A 20,850-nucleotide genomic window follows, 5' to 3' on the forward strand; every position below is an offset into this window, starting at 1 on the left:
AAAACCCTATGATTAAATCCTCTGTTTCTCTAGCTGATTTCACTTCCTACCGGGTGGGGGGAAGAGCGCAATGGTATGCCGAACCAGTTAATCTAGAGGAATTAAGAGAAGTGTTCGCTTGGTTGCGATCGCAAGATTTACTCTTGACTGTTTTGGGGGCTGGTTCAAATTTACTAATCAGCGATCGAGGTTTACCCGGACTTGTCCTCAATACTCGCCATCTGCGATCGAGTTGTTTTGATGCCGAAACTGCTACGATTACAGCAGCGGCGGGGGAACCCCTGCCAAAAATAGCTTGGAGAGCGGCAAAACGGGGCTGGAGGGGCTTAGAATGGGCGGTGGGTATCCCCGGGACGGTGGGGGGGGCTGTGGTGATGAATGCGGGCGCACATACCTCCTGTGTGGCGGATCGATTAGTGCGGGCGCTGGTATTAAATCCCGATGGTCAGTTAGAAACTTTAAGCAAAGAAGATTTAAATTATAGTTATCGCAGTTCTTCTCTGCAAGGGGATCAACGTTTAGTTGTCGAAGCCACATTTCAGTTAGAAGCTACCGATAATCACGAGGAAATAATGGCAATTACTACCCATAATTTACGCCATCGCAAAAGTACCCAACCCTATGATCGTCCTAGTTGTGGTAGTGTTTTCCGCAATCCTAAACCGCAATATGCTGGGGCTTTAATTGAGGGAATAGGATTAAAAGGTTATCAAATTGGTGGGGCGCAAGTATCAGAATTACACGCTAATTTTATCCTGAATATTGGTTCAGCAAAAGCCTCGGATATTCTGCGTTTAATTCGTCATGTGCAGGAACAAGTGTTCGATCGCTGGTCCCTCTGGTTAGAACCAGAGGTGAAAGTTTTAGGGGAATTTGACGGGATTTAACTATTTTTCTCGATAACGGTTGAACTCAGCCACGATGGGCTGGAGTGCGACGGCGGATATTTTTATAATCCTCTAGCATGGTGCGTTCCCCAAAAATCTATTGGTGGAGCAGTAGGAGCCACATTAGGGAACGCACCCTACGGCTAACGTTCCCAATCACCCGCCGCAGATAACCTTGAACTCTAACCGATAACCTTTCGTCGGTCGGAGTGCATTGGGGTTGTTATGCTGTGTCACCAACAGATATGATGCGCCAATCACCTTATGGAATAAACAACCGACCAGCCCCCATATAGTCTTGGATATCGATCACAATTTCTACAAGCCTTTCAACGCAGCGTTCTCGATAGTCAGATTCATTGACCCTATCCGGATCGCCAATCGTAATGATCGGAAATGAAGTCGGTTGATTTTCTTCACGCATTACTTGTTCCAACGAGTCTTCACCCTTCGCATTCCGGTTTGCCGTAAGTAAGAGCATCCCGTTGGTTTGGGCAAATCTCCAAACTACTCGATCATTGCTGTCTGCGGGTAAGCCAACGTCTTCAAATGTCCTCAACCGAATTAGAGCGAGATCTAATAACCCGCTAACAACAAGACTTCCAGAGATCAGAATTGCCTGCCGATTCAAGTTGTAATCAGCCAGAACAATCATTGCTTCTTCGCTTCCCGCTTTGCTCTCCGTTCCTGAAGTTTAGCTCTAACCGCTTCATAGCCTGGACGAGGAGGAGTAGCAGCGATCCGAGCAAAACGTTCGCGATTCCTCTCTTCCCAAAATTGTTTAGTTTCTGCAGCAGTCTTTAAAACCTCCTGATACTCCGCTTCCACTTCTGTTCGATGTGTTTCAATGTAGGAAAGGGCAGCATGAATCTGAGCATCTGTAAAATTGAAGGCATCACGAATAAACTTGGGTGGATACTGAGCTTTGAGATAATCCATTACGTCATACAGAGTAATACGAGTATCCGCAATTGTAAGCCCTCGCTCTGTGCGGATTATAGCTGTTTGTCCATTCGATGCCAGTGCCATAGCAGTCTTAGCTTTTAATCATTTAATTCCATAGTAGCGCACAAAAAAAGCAAGGGGAACCAACGCCCCCTAACGACTGATTCACAAAATCCTTAATCCTCAACCCAGACCTTCAAAATGTATTTCAGCCTCGTTCCTGCATCTAGCCAGTAGTGAACTCCAACATCTGGCAGTTCAGTATCATTTGTGTGAGCGTCACCCCGTCCTATGCCATCATCAAAGGGAGTAATACGGTGTTTGGAAACCTCTTTGTGGAATTCCACCCGTGTTATTCTTGCTCCAGTGCAAGGAAATTTATCGTCTCCTCGCTTGCCAAGCATACCAGATTCGTAAGTTCTCGAAACATCAACTGCTAGTCATTCAGCCATAATAAACCTCCTTTTTTGCTGTAACTTTTCCGTATATCACGCCCAAAAGCGTGTTATCCAGATTAGCCTACTGCTAGTGGAGCAGTAGGAGCCACATTAGGGAACGCACCCTACGGCTAACGGCAAAACGCAGCGGCGGCAGATAACCTCGGCATCCCCACAAGCGGCTTCTATCCGTCCGCTGCCGTGGAGTGTTAGCTTGAGATCGCTAACATTAAGTGCCAATAAATCCTGAGAAAAGTTTTGTATTATCTTATTCACATTGGACCTGGTGGAGTAAGTAGTATAGTCCAGTAAGCAATTGAAACAGTAATTCCATTAGCAATTACTAGACACCAAAAAATTTTTGCTGTCCACCTAAACTTAAAAATCCAAATTAGACTCATAACCTCAACAACTGCATTCAACAGCGCAGCCAGAATACAACTCACTATCCAAGTAACTGGATTGAATGTACCCCAGTGAAACAGGGGATGGATTGTGATAGTTGCAATTAACTCCCAGACAATACCAGACAAAGGGATGCCGACAATACCTACAACTGTAGAAACGAGGTTCATCACAAGAGTCATCAATCCTACTTTCCATATTTTTTCTTGGGTCAGCCATATTAAGCAGAGGAACTCAATCAGGAGACTAATTCCAACTATCCACCATGTGTTTATACGTTCAACCAGATACAAAGACGGCCAAATGACATTTGCGAGAATCATCATTTTTATAATTAACGGATTGGCTCAATATTAATAAATTATGCTCACAGTATAATCTTTGAACAAATTTATGGACGACCTCGAAGCTCTGTCCCAGCAGAAAATCTAGCAAGCTAACGATCCGCTTCACCCGCCGCTAGTAGCTTTCACTTACTTTGTCTGCCAGTCCGGACTATACTTCTGACAGGTTTCTCTAGCACCTCTAGCAATTTCATCCTGAGCTAAAGTTTCAGGATCGTTCAAAACGGGATGGTAGCGGAGTCTATTGCAAGCAATTTTCAGAAAGGCTTGCCAATTAGCGGGAAAGAAATGAATTTCTCCATATTTTGAGGTCAAAATATATTGACTATTGCGACTAAATGCTAAAAAGTCCACGCCACCTTCCTGCTCAAATTTACCGATAGGTTGACCATTAATATCAAAAAGCTGTAAAGGTGGTCTAGTTACGTCGCCAGGCTCTCGTTTTTTTGCTGCTGCGATTGTTCTGCCATCAGGACTAATGGCAGCAATATCGATTTGTCCATCATTGATAAATATAGTCAGTGGTTTACCTTGAAAGTCTCGAATTTCGATTTCATCCGGCTTAATAATCACTACTTTTTTAGTATTGCTACTAAGGGCAACAAATTCAACCTTTCCTATTACCTCAAACTCTCCTAACTGAGCGTTTCCTTGTTTTGCTTTAATTTGGATAAGATTTTTGAAAGAATTAAAATTGTTTTCTGTTTCGTTAAACCTCTTCGGATCGTGTTGGACTATTGCCATACTATCACCATCAGAACTATAAAAAATACTGGTATAGTCTGACAAGGATGGATTTTGGGTTTCCTCTACTTCTTGTTCGATTGCATTACCTTTTTGACGTAACTTCAACTTACGACCTGAAAAATCCCAGAACTCTAGTTGATGGTTAGGTTGCTCCTGAAAGAGAGTTGCAACATCAGTAGAAATGCTTTTCATGCTCCATAACCTGACTGTACCATCGCTACCTCCACTAACAAGATTTTTACCATCTTTACTGAGAGAAATCGCATTTACCGTGCCTTTATGCCCGACAAACGCAAATACTATGTTATGAGTCCAGGGATCGAGTAGAATTAAATTATTGCCGTCCCCCCGTTCATCGCCACCACTAACAATTTGCTTTGTATCAGGATTAATTACAACTGCACGAGCAATGTTTTGGTGTACATTCAATGCTTTTTCTTCAGTCCATGCCCCCCGCTCATCTCTAGTTAGAGTTCGGATAATTCTGCCAGAGGCATACTCTAGCATTTCGTGGACACCAATACCAATAGTGATAAAATAACTATCAAAGGCTAACGATTGAATTGATTCAGCATAACCTGGTCTTCCTTCTAACAAAGTTTGTTGAGTCTTATCGGAAAGATTTAACAATCTTAAGCCGGACACAGAATCACCTATAACTAATAGATTACCGTCATGACTAAACGCAATAGATGTGACAGATGGATAGATTGTGCCAGCATGAAAATTCGTCGCATATTTCTCTGCATATTCTAAAGTGTCAATTACCTTAGAGTCACAATAAGCTATGTTGAATAAACGAACTTTATTATCAGGGCCTGCGCTAGTCAATAAATTCTCATTTTGAGGGTTAAAGGCTAACACTGTCCTCGAATAATATTCATTACCATTGGCCTTTTCTTTCGGTTCACCTTGATAGTTACAGACAAGAGAATTATCTTGTAATTTGCGAATTTTTATATTTCCATTAATGTCGGCAATGGCTAAAAGCGTTCCATTGCGGTTGAACACAACGCTCGTAGCTTGAGTCCCTTGAAAATCATCTATAACCTGCCCATTATAATTACTGAGAGTCCAAATTCTGACTGTTCCATCTGCTCCAGCACTGGCAATCTTTTGCCCATCAGGACTCATTGCAACGGATAAAACTGCCCCTTGATGCCCTTCAAATACATTTTCTTCTCTTGCTCCCTGAACACTTGCTAGTAAACTATTTTCTGCCGAACTCAGGACATTTTTATACTCTGCTACACTTTGCCCTGTAGCATAAATTGATAGGACTGCTGCTCTAGTTGGTTCTTTGGGCAGTAAATTATTGGCTAACACAATTTTTGTTTGCAGTTGAGCCATTCGAGTCTGACGTTCAGCTTTTTGCCACTGGTAAGCAGCAGCGAGAGCAAATAAGACAGCCACTACCAAGCCACCAGAAAGCCATTGAATCGCTCGACGCTGGAGACGTACTTTTTCTTTTTGAATGCGATCGCGCTCACCTTGACTTGCATCTAAAAACTGATTAGCTTCCTGACTCAAACCGCCGAGAATCTGATTAAAGGTTTCATCTTTTCTCAGTTCTAAAGCCTGCTCTAGTCGAGAACCTGACCACAAATCTTCATGGGAATTTGTTTTCTTCCATTGTTCAACATCATCATTTAAGCGATTACGCAGAGCGATCGCCTGACGATTTTCCTTAATCCAAGTATTTAATGTTACCCAGGAAGTCAGCAAAGCTTCGTGAGCGATCTCAATCGTGCTTTCTTGGGAGTCAGTAACACGATTACTCACTAATAAGTTCTGATTGACCAACTGAGTTAAAACAGTCTGCTCTAGTGAGTCGCTAAACTCTGAACGGGTAGCACGTCGCCGCACAGGTTTCCATTCAGTTCCAGATTCTTCATCTTCGCCAATACCCACTAACTTCAGAAATATCCTCTGAGCCGACAATTTCTCCGATTCAGACAAGGATTGGTAGATTTGCTCTACGTGCTGCTGGAGTGCGCCCCGCACCCCACCCAATTTCCGATAGTTGCTGATATTTAGCGTCCGGTCTTCAATGCCTTGGTTATGAACTTCCGTTTCCCACAACAAATTTAGCGTGTACTGCAACAAAGGCAAATATCCAGCCTGTCCTTGCACATCATCAATGATTTGCTTGACTAACCCGGTCTCAAACACTACACCATGATGGGCAGCAGGTTGTTCGATCGCCAAGCGCAATTCATCCAATTGCATTTCCGCAATCATGGGGCGATGCCGATCCGTAACTTTGATTAAATCGGGATAAGGACTGAGCCGATCCAAAAAATCTGCTCGCATCGTTGCTACAAGTTTGACCGAGCGATCGCCAGCCTTGTTGAGAGCTTTCACCAGTTGCACCAAGCTCTTGATGGAGACATCTCGTTTGCTTGACTCAGTGGTAGTAAACAACTCCTCAAACTGGTCGATGAGAATGAACCAGTAATCATCTTCTTGTTTGAGCGATCGTACCAGCTGAGTTAGCGTATCTTCCTTAGCAATACGAGCAATCTGCGCTTCTGACTGTTTATACTTCCCTAACAAACTGGCATACAGGGATTCAAACGGATCTTGATCCGGAGTAAAGACCAGATTCACAAAATGGCTTCCTTGTCTCTCTGCCAGCCAAGGAATCAAACCTGCTCTAATTACTGAAGATTTGCCGCTTCCCGATGCACCTAGAAGTAATACAAAATTGGTCTGCTCCAGTTCATTCACCAATCCTGTGAGAAACTGATCCCGCCCGAAAAAGCGATCCTTATCTTCTGATTCAAACTTCTTTAGCCCTTTATAGGGGGATGTGATAATGAATTTCCGAGTCTTGACCTCTTCAACTGAGATCTGAATGATCTGTGTCTGGTTAAATGTAACGTTTTGGCTACTAACAACCGACACATCATGGATTGTCTGCTCGCGTCCACTCTCCCCTAAATTCTTAGAAAATTCATGCGTCATGGGACTACCATCCAGGCTTTAGCCACCAAACCGGCAACTTTCATCACTGGCTCTGCCAGTTCTTCTACCCCTGCTAATCCCTTTTTCAAGGCTGCAATTGCTTGATCCACCAAGCTTTTATCTGGCTGTGGCTTTTTTACTTCTTTCTGGATAGCCTCAATTTTCTCCTCTGCCACTTCCTTTATCAGAGGATTAAGATCGCTATTAATGACAACTGCCTGCTTTAATTTTTCCAGCACACTCAGTGCTTCCTTTAAATCAGTATTCTCTAGTTTTGCTTGAGTCTTACTCTGATTGATACTACTTCCTTCTGCCTGAATTTGACTCAGACCAATGTCACTACTACCTGTAATAGTTACCCCACTCATACTTTGACTCTTAGCAGGAGTTGTCGCCTCCTTGCCAACAGCAGCTAGAACACTGGGGAGTTCGCGTTGAAGTTCCAGCTTTTGTTCGGGGTTTAGAGTTTTGATAATTTCTAAAATGTCGCTAACGCTATAAGTAGGCATAGGTCAAATTACCAAAAAACGAATTGTTGACAAAATGTAAAAAAGTGATGTGATTTCTTCTCAAAAGAGTTTATGAAGGCTTGATCTGTCTGCATAACTATTGATTATACGGAAAATTTCCGTATAACACTCCTGAAAGTAATGATATGGGTCAACTTTCGGCATCTCACCCCATTTAGGCGCGATCGCCAGAACTTTTCCGTATATCACGCCCAAAAGCGTGTTAGCCAGATTAGCCTACTGCTAGTGGAGCAGTAGGAGCCACATTGGGGAACGCACCCTACGGCGATGGCTATCACACTAATTATATGCTAGACGGATTTTTTCCACACAACACCCCAAATACGGATTTTCTGGCTCTTCATTACTTGTTATGGTTCGATAGGGTGGCATAAATCGACTAAATCCCTATCTGGCAAGAGATTTAATTGATTAGTTCGCTCTAGATCAAAAACAATTGACAAAAATCGCCAAACGTTTTTCTCTATAAGGGTTCCATCCCTTATAACCCCCGTACATTGCATAACACAAACCAAAGAACCCATTTCGTCGTCGTGCCTAGAATTTTATTGTCTAGTACAGCATCGCTATCATAGCACGATCGATTTAACTTGACTAGGAATGGATAAAGGCAAATAATCAATTAATCGATCGAGATCAAGACTCAATGTCTGATAACTTGTTATTGGTGGGGTAGGAAATCACCTAAGTCACCCTGTCGAATTATTGATTGTCATTAAAAATGTTTAAGCGATCGCTTTTCTTGCCCCTGTTAATTTTATCCCTTAGTTGTACGCTGCTTTTTAGTGCTTGTCGTCAACAAACAGCTAATAATCCCCCAGCAACGACCAATAATAATTCAGAAACTTTAAAACTTTTATATTGGCAAGCACCGACGATTTTAAATCCCCATCTCTCCACGGGATTTAAAGACTCAGAAGCGAGTCGCATTACCTTAGAACCTTTGGCTAGTTTCGATGAAAAAGGGGAATTAGTTCCTTTTTTAGCGGCAGAAATTCCTACTATTGAAAATGGGGGAGTTGCCCGGGATGGTAAATCGGTGACATGGAAGCTAAAAAAAGATATTAAATGGTCGGATGGTACTCCTTTTACTGCCAAAGATGTCATCGCTACCTATAATTTTATTACCAATCCGAAAACTGGTTCTACTAGCGCTGGCAATTATGAAATAGTTAAAAGTGTGGAAGCGATCGATCCCCATACAGTTAAAATAACTTTTAAGCAAGTTAATCCCGCGTGGTCATTAGTTTTTGTGGGGACAGAAGGGATGATTTTACCAGCACATCTCTATGAAAAGTATAGCAATGAAACGGCACGCCAGGCCCCCGCTAATTTATTACCGGTGGGAACTGGCCCCTATAAAGTGGTAGAATTTAAACCGGGAGATACGGCGGTTTATGAACCAAATTCTTTTTTTCGAGAAGCGGATAAATTAGGTTTTCAAAGAATAGAATTAAAAGGAGGAGGTGATGCCACTTCTGCGGCAAGAGCGGTTTTACAGACACAGGAGGCGGATTATGCCTATAATTTGCAAGTAGAGGCCAAGGTTTTAAGTGATTTAGAAAAAGCGGGTCGAGGTCAGTTAATATCTAGTTTCGGTTCTTTGATTGAACGAGTTTTATTTAATCTGAGCGATCCTAATCAAGCTACTCCTGAAGGTGAGAGGTCTAGTATTAAGTTTCCCCATCCTTTTTTGAGTGATGTGAAAGTAAGAGAAGCTTTGTCGTTAGCCGTTGATAGAGATACTATTGCCACGCAGCTTTATGGTATTACTGGGAAAACAACTCCTAATTTTATCGTGATGCCATCGGAATATAATTCGCCCAATACTAGCTATGAATTTAATCTAGAAAAGGCTAAGAAATTACTAGATGATGCGGGATGGAAAGATAGTAATGGTGATGGCACTAGGGATAAAAATGGGGTAGAAATGAAATTAGTTTTTCAAACCACTGTCAATCCTCTCCGTCAGAAAACCCAAGAAATTATCAAACAAAGTTTACAAGCGATCGGGGTAGGAGTAGAATTAAAAACTGTTGATGCCAGTATTTTCTTTTCTAGCGATCCTGCTAACGATGACACGGTAGAAAAGTTTTATGCTGACCTACAAATGTACACTACTGGTAATAATAGTCCCGATCCGAAAGCCTATTTTAAAACCTTTACCTGTAGCGAAATTCCCCAAAAAGCTGATGGTTGGGCCGGTGATAATTATGCTCGTTATTGCAATCCTGAATACGATAAATTATGGCAAGCTTTTAGTCAAGAATTAAACGCAGAAAAACGGCGAGAAATAGCGATTAAAATGAATGATATGTTAATCAATGATTTTGTGATTATTCCCCTAGTTCATCGTGCCGATGTGGTGGCAATTAGCAATAGTTTGTCGGGGTTTAAATTAACTCCCTGGGATAGAAATACTTGGAACATCAAGGACTGGAAGCGTAGTAAATAAATGCTCAAATATTTTCTGAAAAGATTATTATTTTCGATTCCCACTCTTTTAGCTATTAGTATGGTGGTTTTTGGCATTTTGGCCCTAGCACCGGGGGATCCGATGGGAGAATTTGCCGCTAATCCTGCTATTACGGAAGCGGTGCGAGAAAATATTCGCAAAAGTCTCGGATTAGATCAACCGCTTCCCGTGCGTTATGTCAAGTGGTTGTTAGCATTTCTTCAAGGAGATATGGGCTATTCTTTCACCAGTCGCAGCCCGGTTTTTACCCTCATTTGGCAGCGTTTACCCACAACTCTCTGGATTGTCGGTATTGCCTATATGTTCGGGGTTTTAATTGCTTTTCCTTTAGGCGTAATTTCAGCAGTCAAGCGCTATTCTTGGTTAGACAAAATCATCTCTACTTTTTCGCTACTTGGCTTTTCTTTACCCACTTTTGTAACGGGATTATTATTAATTATTATCTTTAGTGTGCAGTTAAACTGGCTACCATCTTTTTATAACAGTACCCTAGAAATCAGTGATTTTAATAGTTTGATCGAGCAGGTTAAACAGTCAATTATGCCCGTAACTGTATTAAGCTTATATCAAGGGGCGATGTTGATGCGTTTCGTGCGTTCTTCCGTAACTGAAGAAATTCACCAAGAGTACGTTAAAACTGCCTTAGCCAAGGGATTAACTAATTTTTCTGTCCTAACTAAGCATATAGTTCGCAATGCTTTAATCCCCGTTGTCACCCTGATTGCTCTCGATATTCCCTCAATTTTTACTGGGGCCTTAGTTACAGAACAAGTGTTTCGTGTGCCGGGTATCGGTGCTTTATTAATTGATTCTATTTCCCGCAGTGATACCCCCGTAGTGATGGCGATTACCTTTATCTATGGGATTTTAATTGTTATCTTTAACTTAATTGCCGATTTAACCTATAGTTGGCTCGATCCGCGAGTCAGATATTAACTATGAACATCATGCGATCCTTACACACGGCGATTTTAGTCACCGATCTAGAAAAAGCTGTTAACTTTTACGAAAATGTTCTAGGATTGACTAGAATTGATCGCCCTTTTCAATACGATGGGGTTTGGTATCAAGTGGGAGATTATCAAATTCATTTAATTGTCGATACCAATTATCAAAACTACCGTTCCAATCCCCAAAAATGGGGACGCAATCCTCATATTGCCTTCGCTATTGATGACGTGACGGCCATGGGTAACTATCTAGAAAGTCAAGGTTATACAATTCAAATGAGTGCCTCAGGTAGAAAGGCATTATTTGTCAGTGATCCCGATGGTAATATCCTAGAAATGAGCCAAATTTAGCCTTAATTAGCTAGACACAATTAATTACACATATCTAACTACCCCTTGCCTCTTGCCTATCCTAACCAAGAAGTTAATTTTGTTCCATTGCTTAAAAATTCTCGAATATGTTAGACCAATTACAGACTCAACTCTATCACCTTGAACAATACGCCGATCGCTTAGTGACTTCCCAACTAACTCACCTTAGTTTTGTCAGTATTGCCGTGATTTTTCTAGCCGGTTTACTCACCAGTCTTACCCCCTGTATGCTGTCGATGTTGCCGATTACCGTCGCTTATATCGGGGGTTACGAAAATCAAGGTCGTTTAGCGGCTTTTTGGCAGTCCACATGGTTTTCCCTGGGATTAGCTACCACCTTAGCGGGATTGGGACTAATTGCCGCTACTTTAGGGAAAGTCTATGGACAGGTGGGGATCGGTTTACCAATTATCGTCAGTGCGATCGCTATTTTGATGGGGTTAAACCTCTTGGAATTATTACCCCTGCGCTTCCCCTCCCTTGGCGCTACCGATTGGATTACCGGCGATTTTCCCCCGATTTTGCGGTCCTATCTTCTCGGTTTAACATTTGGTTTAATCGCCTCTCCATGTAGTACACCTGTCCTAGCAACTCTATTGGCATGGGTGGCAAATACGGGGGATTTAAGCTTAGGAGGGGGATTATTGTTATCCTACACTGCCGGCTATGTTTTACCGCTAATTATCGTCGGTTCTTTTACTGCCTCGCTGAAAAGCTTTCTTTCCCTACGTCAATGGTCCGGGTGGATTAATCCTGTCAGTGGGGTTTTATTAATCGGTTTTGGAGTTTTTTCTTTATTATCCCGTCTGCTGTGATGGTGGAGAGTTATGATAGATAATTGGCTAGAATTGTAAAACTTTTAACTATGACTATATCGGAAACTTCCTCAAATTTAAAGAATAGACCGCCTCAATGGGGACGTAAATTTATCCAGACTATTGCCGATCTGCGATTGGCAATTATCCTTTTACTTTTAATCGCTATTTTTAGCATTTCTGGGACGGTAATAGAACAGGGACAATCTCTATCTTTCTACCAAGTTAATTATCCTGAGAAACCCGCTTTATTTGGCTTTCTGACTTGGAAAGTTTTATTACTATTGGGATTAAATCATGTTTATAGCACTTGGTGGTATCTATCATTATTAATTCTCTTTGGTTCCAGTTTAACCGCTTGTACCTTCCGACGACAATTACCCGCTTTAAAGGCGGCCAGAAACTGGCAATTTTATCAACAATCTCGCCAATTTCAAAAACTGGCTTTAAGTGCCGAATTAGAAACTGGTTCCCTAGAATCCCTCACCCCCCTATTAGAAAAAAAAGGCTACAAAGTTTTTCTAGAAAATAACAGTCTTTATGCTCGTAAAGGTCTGATCGGTAAAATCGGTCCGATTATCGTTCATGCAGCCATGTTAATTATTTTAGCAGGGTCGATCTGGGGAGCGTTAACGGGGTTTTTCGCTCAAGAAATGGTAGCTAGTGGCGATAGTTTTCAGGTTAAAAATATTATTGAAGCTGGACCCTTATCTAAAAATTCTCTCCCTAAGGATTGGGGGATTAAAGTTAATCGTTTTTGGATTGATTATAGTCCTAAAGGTGATATAGAACAATTTTATTCTGATTTGTCGGTGATCGATAATCAAGGACAGGAGATCGATCGCAAAACTATTCAAGTTAACCAACCTTTGCACCATAAAGGGGTGACTTTTTATCAAACCAGTTGGGGAATTGCTGGGGTAAAAGTACAGGTGAATAATAGTCCGATCCTACAGCTACCGATGGCTAGTTTAGACACCAAAGGTAATGGACAAATCTGGGGAACGTGGATTCCGACTAAAACCGATCTTAGTGAGGGAGTTTCTCTTTTAACCAGAGATTTACAAGGTACGGTAATCGTCTATGATGCTAAGGGAGATTTAACCTCTGCGGTACGAGAAGGAATGACGATTCCTATCAATGGAGTTAATCTAAAAATAGTCGAATTAGTGGGCAGTACAGGTTTACAAATTAAGGCAGATCCGGGAGTACCGATTGTCTATTTAGGTTTTGGTTTATTGATGATGGGAGTGGTAATGAGTTACTTTTCCCATTCGCAAATTTGGGCTTTACAATCGGGCGATCGCTTTTATATTGGTGGTAAAACTAATCGCGCTCAAGTCAGTTTTGAACGGGAAATAATTGATACTATCGAAATGTTAAAGTTAAAGTAGAATTGACGTTAATTTGGTGTCGTTTCCCGATGAAAAGTTCTGTTTATCTATCTTTTGCCTTTTGCCTACCCTAACCAAGAACTTAATTTTGTTCAATTACTTATATGCCAGAATTGCCAGAAGTAGAAACGGTGTGTCGCGGATTAAATCAAGTCACCCAGGGCAAAAAAATTATCGGTGGGGAAGTATTATTACAGCGTACCCTAGCCTATCCTAATTGTGAGGCAACTTTTCTGCAAGGAATTGCTCAGACTACGATTACCAATTGGCAGCGCCGAGGCAAATATCTCCTCGCCAATTTAGATAATGGTAGCAGTATCGGGGTTCATCTGCGTATGACCGGACAATTGCTCTGGGTAAAAGATACCACTCCCCTGCCGATTCATACGCGCTTACGCTTCTTTTTTGCCAATCAGCAAGAATTGCGCTTCGTCGATACCCGCACTTTCGGGAAAATTTGGTGGATTGCCGCCGATAAAACCCCAGAAAGCGTGATTACTGCTCTCAAAAAACTGGGACTAGAACCCTTTGATCGCAATTTTACCCCCGATTACCTCTATAGTCACTGTCAAAAAAGTCGTCGTCCGATTAAAACTTTTCTCCTCGATCAAAATGTGGTGGCAGGAATTGGTAATATCTACGCGGATGAAGTTCTTTTTAAAAGTGGTATCCATCCCCAAACTGCCGCTAATCTCTTAAAAATTGAGCAAATAGACTTATTGACAAAAAACATTATTTCTGTACTGGAAACAGCGATCGCTGAAGGCGGCACCAGTTTTAGCGATTTTCTCCACGTTACGGGAGTTAATGGCAATTATGGGGCGATGGCCTGGGTTTATGGTCGTACTGGCGAAAATTGTCGCCTTTGCGGTGCAACTATTGCCAGAATTAAATTAAGTGGACGCTCCTCTCATTTTTGTCCCCAATGTCAAGTCTCAACAGTAATCAGTAAACAGTTGTAAGCTGATAGCTAGATGGTCAGGTCACGGAAATCGATGCAAAGTTCACTGAAAAGGATTATCATCGGTGCGAGTTTTTTTCTCGCTACGGTAGTCGGAGCAACTATCGGTTATATGGCCTACGGTTGGAGTTTTCTAGATGCCGTTTATATGGTGATTATCACCATATTTGGGGTAGGTTTCGGGGAAGTTAAACCGATTAACACTCCCAGTCTGAGAGCTTTTACCATGTTAGTTATCATCTGTGGGACTACCTCGGCCGTTTATGTGGTGGGAGGGTTTTTTCAGATGCTCACCGAGGGAGAAATTAACAAAGCCTTTAGCGATCGCCGGATGAATAAAGAGATGGAATCCCTAGAAAATCACGTCATAATCTGTGGTTTTGGGCGCATAGGACGCATCCTAACGACTAAATTGGCAAAAACAGCCCAATCCTTTATTATCGTCGATAATAACCCCGATCGCATTAGATTAGCTCAGGAAAAAGGTTACATAACTCTTAATGGTAACGCCACCGATGAAAGTATTCTCCAGAAAGCCGGCATCGACAAAGCGCGAGTTTTAGCGACTGTGTTACCCGATGATGCCTTAAATGTCTTTATCACTTTAACCGCAAGAGAACTCAGTCCGCAACTATACATCATCGCTAGAGGAGAATATCCCAGCACTGAGAAAAAATTAAAATTAGCTGGAGCCGATCAAGTGGTTTTACCTGCTACCATTGGAGCAGAAAGAATGGCCCATTTAATCACCCATCCGGCCGCGATTGATTTTTTACAGGAAGATGAAGGTAGGCGCAATCTTAACGAATTATTAGCCGATATCGACCTACAATTTGAAGAATACTCGATTTTAAGCAATTCTCCTTTTTTGGGACAACCCATCAGTCAGATGGAAGTGCGGGGACAGGGTGCTTTTATTATCGTTGCTGTGCGTCAATTTGATGGTGGTGTCATCGCCCATCCCGACAATTCCACCATTCTACAGCAAGGCGATACGGTCATTTTATTAGGTCATCGGGGCGATGTTCCTAATTTTGCCCGTCGTTATGCTCTGCGTCGAGAAATGCGCTATCGTGGGTCTTCTTGGTAGGATATTTACCTACAAAAAAGTTGAGATTTTCTGGAATTAATTTCGCTACCGATGGAGATAAAACTAACTCACTAATTATCTCCAGGGACAGCTATGAAATTAACCTATCGCGGCATTCCTTACGATAAAAACCCCACTGCCACCGTTGTTTCCAGTCCGCTGATTTTAGGCTATCGTGGTGTTCCCTATTTAAAAAACCTTGGTGTCGTTCAAACCATTCAGAAACAGGTAGCCGTTACCTATCGCGGTCAAGCCTATCATATCACTCAATCTTTAGCTTCTTTGCCCATGGAAAGACCCTCTTTAAGTTTTTAACTTCTAGTTCTTTTTTCAATCAATCTCTTTTAAAGATTGTCAATTAATGATTTTATCAATTACCTTAAACGGGTTGTATCTCCCCTCTTGCTCCCTCGCTCCAAGGCGGATTTTTTACTCGTTTTTGCCAACAAGAAATAAGTACCTAAGCAAAATTAATTACACATATTTTTCCCTTCCGCAGTTCCGCAGTTCCAGCGTTCCCCCGAAAGGGGGTGTGAATTTAATTTTGTCGAACTGCTGATAGTTATCAGTTTTTTGTAGAATAGGGAGATTGAGAAAACGAATACCTGCCCCTATGACAAGATTCCCTTTGACTGGTCGCTATTCTGGTTTATGCGTCTTGCTCACTTTATTCTGGTTAAGCGGTCAATCTTTACCAGTGCGAGCAGAAAAAATCTATAGTCCCGTCCCCCTCATCCTCAACAAAGAAATTAACGATACTCTCACCGACAAGGATATTCCCACGGGGGAGGGGGGGTTTGCTAGGGATTATACCGTAGATTTGGAAAAGGACGATCAGGTGGCCATCGATCTCAAATCGGAAAACTTTGATGGAGTTTTAATTCTCCTGGCCGACGATGGTTCCACTGTAGCGGAAAATGATGATGGTCCCGATGGTGGCACTAATGCTCTCCTCTTTGCACGGATTACCGAGTCGGGTAAATATATTATTCGGGTGAGAGCTTTCGGAGAAACCGGTGGGGGAAAATTTACCCTGAAATTAACCCGTTTACGGGCTGTGGAGGGCAAAAATTAGCTAATTATTGTTAAAAAAACCAAGAATAGAGCCTCTGTCCACTCTACCACCGCACCGTAGGTATCGCCAGTGTGACCGCGAAGACGACGATATAACCAGTAACCAGTAAGCAGAGCGAGGGCGATTCCAGCACTAATGGCGATTATTCCCCACCTTAGACCACCAAATAGGGCGATTAACCCCCAAATTACTCCCCCACAGTCCCAAGGCAGACAAAAAGCCACTTTATGAAAGGCTCCCTTACCGGTGGGTTTGAGGTAGGGATAAAGAGCGATCGCCATTACTTGCCCCCAACGTCCCCAAATTGGTGCTAAAATTAGGGCTAAGGCTCGATTATCGCTTAAATCAGTCAAAGCGGCGATTTTTAACAGCAAAACCATGGTCACGGCCATGACTCCAAAGGCCCCAGTAACACTATCGGCCATGACCGCTAAACGACGCTGGGGGTCGGTGACAGCTAAACCATCGGCCGTGTCACTAACTCCATCAAGGTGTAGTCCTCCCGTCAGATAAACCCAAACCCCCACAAGGACAACCGCACGAGTCAGGGGTGGCATTCCCAGACCAGCTAGAGTTATATCGAGCAAAACCAAAATTAAACCCAAAAATAAGCCCACTAAGGGAATCCATCGGGCAATTCTACCAAAATCCGGCCAGGCAATCGGAACCGGAATAATCGTGTAAAAAGCGATCGCACCTAAAAATGAGCGAATTTCTTGACAAATGAAGTTAAATATGGTAATCAATCTCCCCAAAATTAGATTCCGGTATGGCAGCTTTTCTCATAAAGATGAAGTATAACTTAATTTTGTATCGGCCACCCTGTGGGATTTTCAAAACATCTGAGAACGCCTATAATAATTCGGCATAACACGCTTATTGTAATGTTATAGGAAGAGTTCTTGTGATCTCTTCATTTGAGAGTAATAGGCGGAAAGATTTTTTAAAAAATGTGTATTTAGTGTGAGATACGGAAAGTTTCCGTATATTATGTAGTTAGATTGACCCAGCGTAATATTAATATAGATTACTCCTACTTAGGTTCTAGGACAATTGAATATGACAACAACTGACGAGGATAATGGCAAGCCGATAGATAATTCAGAGTTAAAAGATGTTGTAGCTCTAGCAGCTTATATTGAGCAATTGATCATGTCTGAACAACAGTGGATCATGAACCGTTTATCATGGTTGTTCACCTCACAATCTTTTTTATTAACTGCATTTGTTGTTCTTCTTATTAACTCACAAAAGTCTACTCCCTCTCCCTCTGTCCTTGTATTACTCTTTGGTTTACCTCTTTTAGGACTTATTTGCTGCGGAACGGTTGGTCTTGCTATAAGGGCTGCTGAGAGTGTGGTTAAACATCTTCTCGATCAACGTGATTTATTGTCAATTAGTATCACTGAAAAAGCCAATAGTATCACTGAAAAAGCCAAGTACTCCTTGAGGGATAATAAAGAAGCCAAGAGCCTTGCGAAAATTTCAAAGATTGGATTCAACCGAGAGCAGAAGTGGACTTTATCTCGTGGAGCACTACCTCACCTCTTACCTTGGGTGTTTGCTATTCTGTGGTCTGTACTTTGGGTTTCTTTATTTCTACCCTAGCCGTAGGGTGTGTTCCCTAATGTGGCTCTTACTGCTCCAGCGATCGATTTTGGGGAACGCACCATGCAGATTGATTGCAGCTGTGGGTTAAAGTGCGGTGGCGAAGGCACTACGTGGCAGTACGCTGATCCTGTCGGTTGGGTTGGCGGCTGTTACCCAACACCCTCAAAACCAAGATTAAATAAGGTAGGATAGAGAGCGAAAAGATATTCTAGATTGCCGTGAATGGAAGCGTCTATATTGAAACAAGTATTTTTGGGCATTTAACCGCCAGACCCACTGACAATCTGATCGTTGCTGCTAATATCAAGATCACCCAGGATTGGTGGAACGAACATAGTAGCTCATTTACGCTTTACGCATCAGAGATCGTTGAAGATGAGGCAGCTAAGGGAGATCCGATAATCGCCGCTCAACGGTTAAACTTGTTACAATCCCTAATGCTTCTCGAACTTACAGAAGATGCGTTTGAACTTTCGCAAGCATTTCTGACTCAAAGCAATCTGCCCCTAAAGGCATCTAACGACGCTTTACATATGGCATTAGCAACCGTCTATAACTTAGATTATTTGCTAACATGGAACTGCAAGCACATGGCAAATGCCCAAATTCAGCGTAAGCTGGCTCAGATTAGTTCTGGTCTCGGATATATATTGCCAGTTATTTGCACTCCTTATGAGCTTATTGGATATAACCTAGAGGTTTAGTCATGTATAAAAATGAAATTCTCGATGAAATTCACAAGTATAGAGAAGAATACGCTCAATCGTTTCAATATGACTTAAGAGCTATTTTTAATGACTTAAAGCAGAAGCAACTGGCTCATAAAGATAGATTAGTTAGGTTGCCAATTAAGCGAGCGTCTAACAAATCACTGCACCCGACCGCCGGCTAAAGCATTCAATGGAACCGCTAAATCTATAGTGCGATGGCGAAGGCACTGCGCAGCAGTACGCTGATCCTGTCGGTTGGGTTGACAGACATTGGCATCTGGTAAGTTTAGCGATGGAATTAGATCTTTATAACCCTGAACGAGACAGTCACGTACATTACTGTTCATCAGAGCTTTTGTGCGGTGAAGACGCTCCTCCGTGAGCTCAGGTCTATTCTTCAAAAGATTCCGAATCCACTCATCATGAATTTCATCGAAAATTTGGGTCTGAAACCCCGTCGTTCTACGACGGCTTTACTGTTAAATATGAGCATCGTTTACGAAATATATGCTAAAATGTGAGATATGGAAAAAGCCTATTCTTACCGATTTTACCCCACACCCGAACAAGAGTCGCTATTGCGGCGCACATTGGGCTGTGTAAGATTGGTTTACAACAAAGCTCTCCATCTCAGAACACAAGCATGGTACGAAAAGCAAGAAAGAGTAGGATATACTGAAACTTCTTCAATGCTAACCGACTGGAAAAAGCAAGAAGAATTAGAGTTTTTAAACGAAGTTAGCTGTGTACCTTTACAACAAGGGTTAAGACACCTACAAACAGCTTTTACTAACTTCTTTGCTGGTCGTACTAAGTATCCCACCTTTAAGAAAAAACATCAGGGAGGAAGTGCCGAATTTACCAAATCTGCTTTTAAATTTAAAGACAAACAAATCTATTTAGCCAAATGCACAGAACCTTTACCTATTCGATGGTCAAGACAAATACCAGAAAGCTGTGACCCAAGTACAGTAACAGTCAGGCTACATCCCTCTGGACGTTGGCATATTTCAATAAGATTTGATGACCCAACAATTAAGCCATTACCAGTAACAGATAAAGCCATCGGAATTGACTTAGGAATTAGTAGCCTTGTGATTACCAGCGATGGCGGCAAAGTATCTAATCCTAAGCATTTTAAGAAACATTATCAGAGGTTGCGAAAGGCACAAAAAAGCCTTTCTAGAAAACAGAAAGGCTCAAAAAATCGGGAAAAAGCGAGAATCGAAGTAGCAAGGATTCACGCCCAAATTACTGATAACAGAAAAGACCATTTACATAAGCTAACCACTCAATTAGTTCGGGAAAACCAAACGATTGTGGTTGAGAATTTAGCCGTCAAGAATATGGTCAAAAACCCGAAATTATCTCAGGCAATATCTGACGTTAGTTGGGGAGAAATCACTCGTCAATTAGCCTATAAATGCCTTTGGTATGGGAGAAATTACATCGAAATAGATAGATGGTTTCCTAGCTCTAAAAGGTGTAGTAATTGCGGGTATATTGCTGAGAAAATGCCGTTAAATATTCGAGAATGGGATTGTCCAGACTGTGGGACACACCATGACCGAGATATTAACGCTAGTAAAAATATTTTGGCCGCAGGGCTTGCGGTGTCAGTCTGTAGAGCGACCTGATGACCAGAACAGAGTAAATCTGTTAAGGCAGGTGCGAAAAATCCTTCGGGAAAGAAGCAGAAACCCAAATCGTGAGGTTTGGGAATCGCCGTCCGTTTTACGGCGGCGAGGATGTCAAACTGTTGATTGAACTCTTGTCCAGAGTTACTACGGCCTAGTGTACCCCACATACGAAATAAATCCAACAAACGCAACAAACGAAAAATATGTTTTTGTCACAACTTGCTCACCAGTTCGGAATCAAGTGTGATGGCGAAGACACTGGGTAGCAGTACACTGATCTTGTCGGTTGGGTTGGTGGCTGTTACCCAACACCCTCAAAACCAAGATTAAATGCAGTAGGATAGACGTTGGATAGATTTTCTAGATGGCGTTGTCAAATTCAAAGATGATCCGAATCAGCACCGGAAATGAAATTACTTTGATAACAAGGATTGCATTGCATCTTTCCTATTCTGAGCTGACAACGCCCACTTTCTTATATTTTAAACAGCATT

The 20,850-nt window shown here is 42.1% G+C and carries 20 protein-coding genes and 1 pseudogene; 14 read left to right on the forward strand and 7 right to left on the reverse strand.

Annotated features, from left to right (window positions below):
• Window positions 1-8: 8 nt before the first annotated feature.
• Window positions 9-887: a UDP-N-acetylmuramate dehydrogenase gene (murB, locus tag ACQY1Y_RS20925; RefSeq protein ID WP_430013498.1), complete on the forward strand. Its 879-nt coding sequence runs from the start codon at window positions 9-11 to the stop codon at window positions 885-887.
• 262 nt (window positions 888-1,149) lie between these two features.
• On the opposite strand, the gene ACQY1Y_RS20930 is transcribed toward murB, so the two are convergent.
• The 6 genes from ACQY1Y_RS20930 to ACQY1Y_RS20955 form a co-directional block, all read right to left on the reverse strand.
• Window positions 1,150-1,542, reverse strand: coding sequence for a hypothetical protein (locus ACQY1Y_RS20930; RefSeq protein ID WP_002791850.1), 393 nt, complete (start codon window positions 1,540-1,542; stop codon window positions 1,150-1,152).
• A complete protein-coding gene (locus ACQY1Y_RS20935; RefSeq protein WP_016514527.1) occupies window positions 1,539-1,916 on the reverse strand; it encodes a DUF433 domain-containing protein in 378 nt (125 codons plus the stop codon). The genes ACQY1Y_RS20930 and ACQY1Y_RS20935 overlap by 4 nt, the downstream gene beginning before the upstream one ends.
• Window positions 1,917-2,380: 464 nt before the next feature.
• The gene (locus ACQY1Y_RS20940) at window positions 2,381-2,545 is read right to left on the reverse strand and encodes a hypothetical protein (RefSeq protein WP_185237913.1); all 165 of its coding nucleotides are present in this window, start codon (window positions 2,543-2,545) and stop codon (window positions 2,381-2,383) included.
• Window positions 2,542-3,000: a hypothetical protein gene (locus tag ACQY1Y_RS20945; protein ID WP_185237914.1), complete on the reverse strand. Its 459-nt coding sequence runs from the start codon at window positions 2,998-3,000 to the stop codon at window positions 2,542-2,544. The genes ACQY1Y_RS20940 and ACQY1Y_RS20945 overlap by 4 nt, the downstream gene beginning before the upstream one ends.
• 147 nt (window positions 3,001-3,147) lie before the next feature.
• Window positions 3,148-6,732, reverse strand: a complete 3,585-nt coding sequence (locus ACQY1Y_RS20950) for an NACHT and WD repeat domain-containing protein (protein ID WP_430013499.1) — start codon at window positions 6,730-6,732, stop codon at window positions 3,148-3,150.
• Window positions 6,729-7,241, reverse strand: coding sequence for a hypothetical protein (locus ACQY1Y_RS20955; protein ID WP_430013500.1), 513 nt, complete (start codon window positions 7,239-7,241; stop codon window positions 6,729-6,731). Before ACQY1Y_RS20955 ends, ACQY1Y_RS20950 begins: the two co-directional genes overlap by 4 nt.
• 742 nt (window positions 7,242-7,983) lie before the next feature.
• Here ACQY1Y_RS20955 and ACQY1Y_RS20960 point away from each other — a divergent pair.
• The 9 genes from ACQY1Y_RS20960 to ACQY1Y_RS21000 all read left to right on the forward strand — a co-directional run bounded on the left by ACQY1Y_RS20960 (window position 7,984) and on the right by ACQY1Y_RS21000 (window position 16,395).
• A complete protein-coding gene (locus ACQY1Y_RS20960) occupies window positions 7,984-9,717 on the forward strand; it encodes a peptide ABC transporter substrate-binding protein (protein WP_430013501.1) in 1,734 nt (577 codons plus the stop codon).
• Window positions 9,718-10,674 (forward strand): ABC transporter permease, encoded by a 957-nt coding sequence (locus ACQY1Y_RS20965; protein WP_110545758.1) that lies wholly within the window; start codon window positions 9,718-9,720, stop codon window positions 10,672-10,674.
• Between the two features lie 2 nt (window positions 10,675-10,676).
• Window positions 10,677-11,039: a VOC family protein gene (locus ACQY1Y_RS20970; RefSeq protein WP_430013502.1), complete on the forward strand. Its 363-nt coding sequence runs from the start codon at window positions 10,677-10,679 to the stop codon at window positions 11,037-11,039.
• Between the two features lie 107 nt (window positions 11,040-11,146).
• A complete protein-coding gene (locus tag ACQY1Y_RS20975; protein WP_002736734.1) occupies window positions 11,147-11,875 on the forward strand; it encodes a cytochrome c biogenesis protein CcdA in 729 nt (242 codons plus the stop codon).
• Between the two features lie 50 nt (window positions 11,876-11,925).
• On the forward strand, window positions 11,926-13,269 hold the full coding sequence (locus ACQY1Y_RS20980; RefSeq protein ID WP_430013503.1) for a cytochrome c biogenesis protein: 1,344 nt from the start codon (window positions 11,926-11,928) through the stop codon (window positions 13,267-13,269).
• 104 nt (window positions 13,270-13,373) lie between these two features.
• Window positions 13,374-14,231 carry a DNA-formamidopyrimidine glycosylase gene (locus ACQY1Y_RS20985; protein WP_002778625.1) on the forward strand — a complete coding sequence of 286 codons (858 nt, stop codon included), beginning with the start codon at window positions 13,374-13,376 and terminating at the stop codon, window positions 14,229-14,231.
• A 33-nt stretch (window positions 14,232-14,264) separates the two neighbouring features.
• Window positions 14,265-15,320, forward strand: a complete 1,056-nt coding sequence (locus ACQY1Y_RS20990) for a potassium channel family protein (RefSeq protein WP_002736402.1) — start codon at window positions 14,265-14,267, stop codon at window positions 15,318-15,320.
• Between the two features lie 93 nt (window positions 15,321-15,413).
• A complete protein-coding gene (locus ACQY1Y_RS20995; RefSeq protein WP_430013504.1) occupies window positions 15,414-15,635 on the forward strand; it encodes a DUF4278 domain-containing protein in 222 nt (73 codons plus the stop codon).
• A gap of 298 nt (window positions 15,636-15,933) precedes the next feature.
• Window positions 15,934-16,395, forward strand: coding sequence for a PPC domain-containing protein (locus ACQY1Y_RS21000; protein WP_002742906.1), 462 nt, complete (start codon window positions 15,934-15,936; stop codon window positions 16,393-16,395).
• Here ACQY1Y_RS21000 and cobS read toward each other — a convergent pair.
• On the reverse strand, window positions 16,392-17,150 hold the full coding sequence (cobS, locus tag ACQY1Y_RS21005; RefSeq protein WP_002766151.1) for an adenosylcobinamide-GDP ribazoletransferase: 759 nt from the start codon (window positions 17,148-17,150) through the stop codon (window positions 16,392-16,394). The two genes, ACQY1Y_RS21000 and cobS, sit on opposite strands and share 4 nt — an antisense overlap.
• A 304-nt stretch (window positions 17,151-17,454) precedes the next feature.
• Here cobS and ACQY1Y_RS21010 point away from each other — a divergent pair, with 304 nt between their 5' ends.
• The 4 genes and pseudogenes from ACQY1Y_RS21010 to ACQY1Y_RS21025 all read left to right on the forward strand — a co-directional run bounded on the left by ACQY1Y_RS21010 (window position 17,455) and on the right by ACQY1Y_RS21025 (window position 20,428).
• A complete protein-coding gene (locus ACQY1Y_RS21010) occupies window positions 17,455-18,003 on the forward strand; it encodes a hypothetical protein (RefSeq protein ID WP_409879398.1) in 549 nt (182 codons plus the stop codon).
• A 221-nt stretch (window positions 18,004-18,224) separates the two neighbouring features.
• Entirely contained in the window at window positions 18,225-18,710 is a 486-nt protein-coding gene (locus tag ACQY1Y_RS21015; protein WP_430013505.1) for a type II toxin-antitoxin system VapC family toxin, read from the forward strand.
• Window positions 18,711-18,712: 2 nt separating this feature from the next.
• Window positions 18,713-18,898, forward strand: a complete 186-nt coding sequence (locus ACQY1Y_RS21020) for a hypothetical protein (protein ID WP_002757942.1) — start codon at window positions 18,713-18,715, stop codon at window positions 18,896-18,898.
• Between the two features lie 342 nt (window positions 18,899-19,240).
• A pseudogene (locus tag ACQY1Y_RS21025) lies at window positions 19,241-20,428 on the forward strand (RNA-guided endonuclease InsQ/TnpB family protein).
• The last annotated feature ends 422 nt before the right edge of the window (window positions 20,429-20,850 follow it).

The sequence above is a fragment of the Microcystis ichthyoblabe FBCC-A1114 genome (assembly GCF_050500245.1).
GTDB lineage: Bacteria > Cyanobacteriota > Cyanobacteriia > Cyanobacteriales > Microcystaceae > Microcystis > Microcystis ichthyoblabe_A.

What these genes read in the sequence shown, in the direction of transcription:
- murB (WP_430013498.1), top strand. Translation starts at nt 9, where the DNA reads ATGATTAAATCCTCTGTTTCTCTAGCTGATTTCACTTCCTACCGGGTG.
- ACQY1Y_RS20930 (WP_002791850.1), bottom strand. Translation starts at nt 1,542, where the DNA reads ATGATTGTTCTGGCTGATTACAACTTGAATCGGCAGGCAATTCTGATC.
- ACQY1Y_RS20935 (WP_016514527.1), bottom strand. Translation starts at nt 1,916, where the DNA reads ATGGCACTGGCATCGAATGGACAAACAGCTATAATCCGCACAGAGCGA.
- ACQY1Y_RS20945 (WP_185237914.1), bottom strand. Translation starts at nt 3,000, where the DNA reads ATGATGATTCTCGCAAATGTCATTTGGCCGTCTTTGTATCTGGTTGAA.
- ACQY1Y_RS20950 (WP_430013499.1), bottom strand. Translation starts at nt 6,732, where the DNA reads ATGACGCATGAATTTTCTAAGAATTTAGGGGAGAGTGGACGCGAGCAG.
- ACQY1Y_RS20955 (WP_430013500.1), bottom strand. Translation starts at nt 7,241, where the DNA reads ATGCCTACTTATAGCGTTAGCGACATTTTAGAAATTATCAAAACTCTA.
- ACQY1Y_RS20960 (WP_430013501.1), top strand. Translation starts at nt 7,984, where the DNA reads ATGTTTAAGCGATCGCTTTTCTTGCCCCTGTTAATTTTATCCCTTAGT.
- ACQY1Y_RS20965 (WP_110545758.1), top strand. Translation starts at nt 9,718, where the DNA reads ATGCTCAAATATTTTCTGAAAAGATTATTATTTTCGATTCCCACTCTT.
- ACQY1Y_RS20970 (WP_430013502.1), top strand. Translation starts at nt 10,677, where the DNA reads ATGAACATCATGCGATCCTTACACACGGCGATTTTAGTCACCGATCTA.
- ACQY1Y_RS20975 (WP_002736734.1), top strand. Translation starts at nt 11,147, where the DNA reads ATGTTAGACCAATTACAGACTCAACTCTATCACCTTGAACAATACGCC.
- ACQY1Y_RS20980 (WP_430013503.1), top strand. Translation starts at nt 11,926, where the DNA reads ATGACTATATCGGAAACTTCCTCAAATTTAAAGAATAGACCGCCTCAA.
- ACQY1Y_RS20985 (WP_002778625.1), top strand. Translation starts at nt 13,374, where the DNA reads ATGCCAGAATTGCCAGAAGTAGAAACGGTGTGTCGCGGATTAAATCAA.
- ACQY1Y_RS20990 (WP_002736402.1), top strand. Translation starts at nt 14,265, where the DNA reads ATGCAAAGTTCACTGAAAAGGATTATCATCGGTGCGAGTTTTTTTCTC.
- ACQY1Y_RS20995 (WP_430013504.1), top strand. Translation starts at nt 15,414, where the DNA reads ATGAAATTAACCTATCGCGGCATTCCTTACGATAAAAACCCCACTGCC.
- ACQY1Y_RS21000 (WP_002742906.1), top strand. Translation starts at nt 15,934, where the DNA reads ATGACAAGATTCCCTTTGACTGGTCGCTATTCTGGTTTATGCGTCTTG.
- ACQY1Y_RS21010 (WP_409879398.1), top strand. Translation starts at nt 17,455, where the DNA reads ATGACAACAACTGACGAGGATAATGGCAAGCCGATAGATAATTCAGAG.
- ACQY1Y_RS21020 (WP_002757942.1), top strand. Translation starts at nt 18,713, where the DNA reads ATGTATAAAAATGAAATTCTCGATGAAATTCACAAGTATAGAGAAGAA.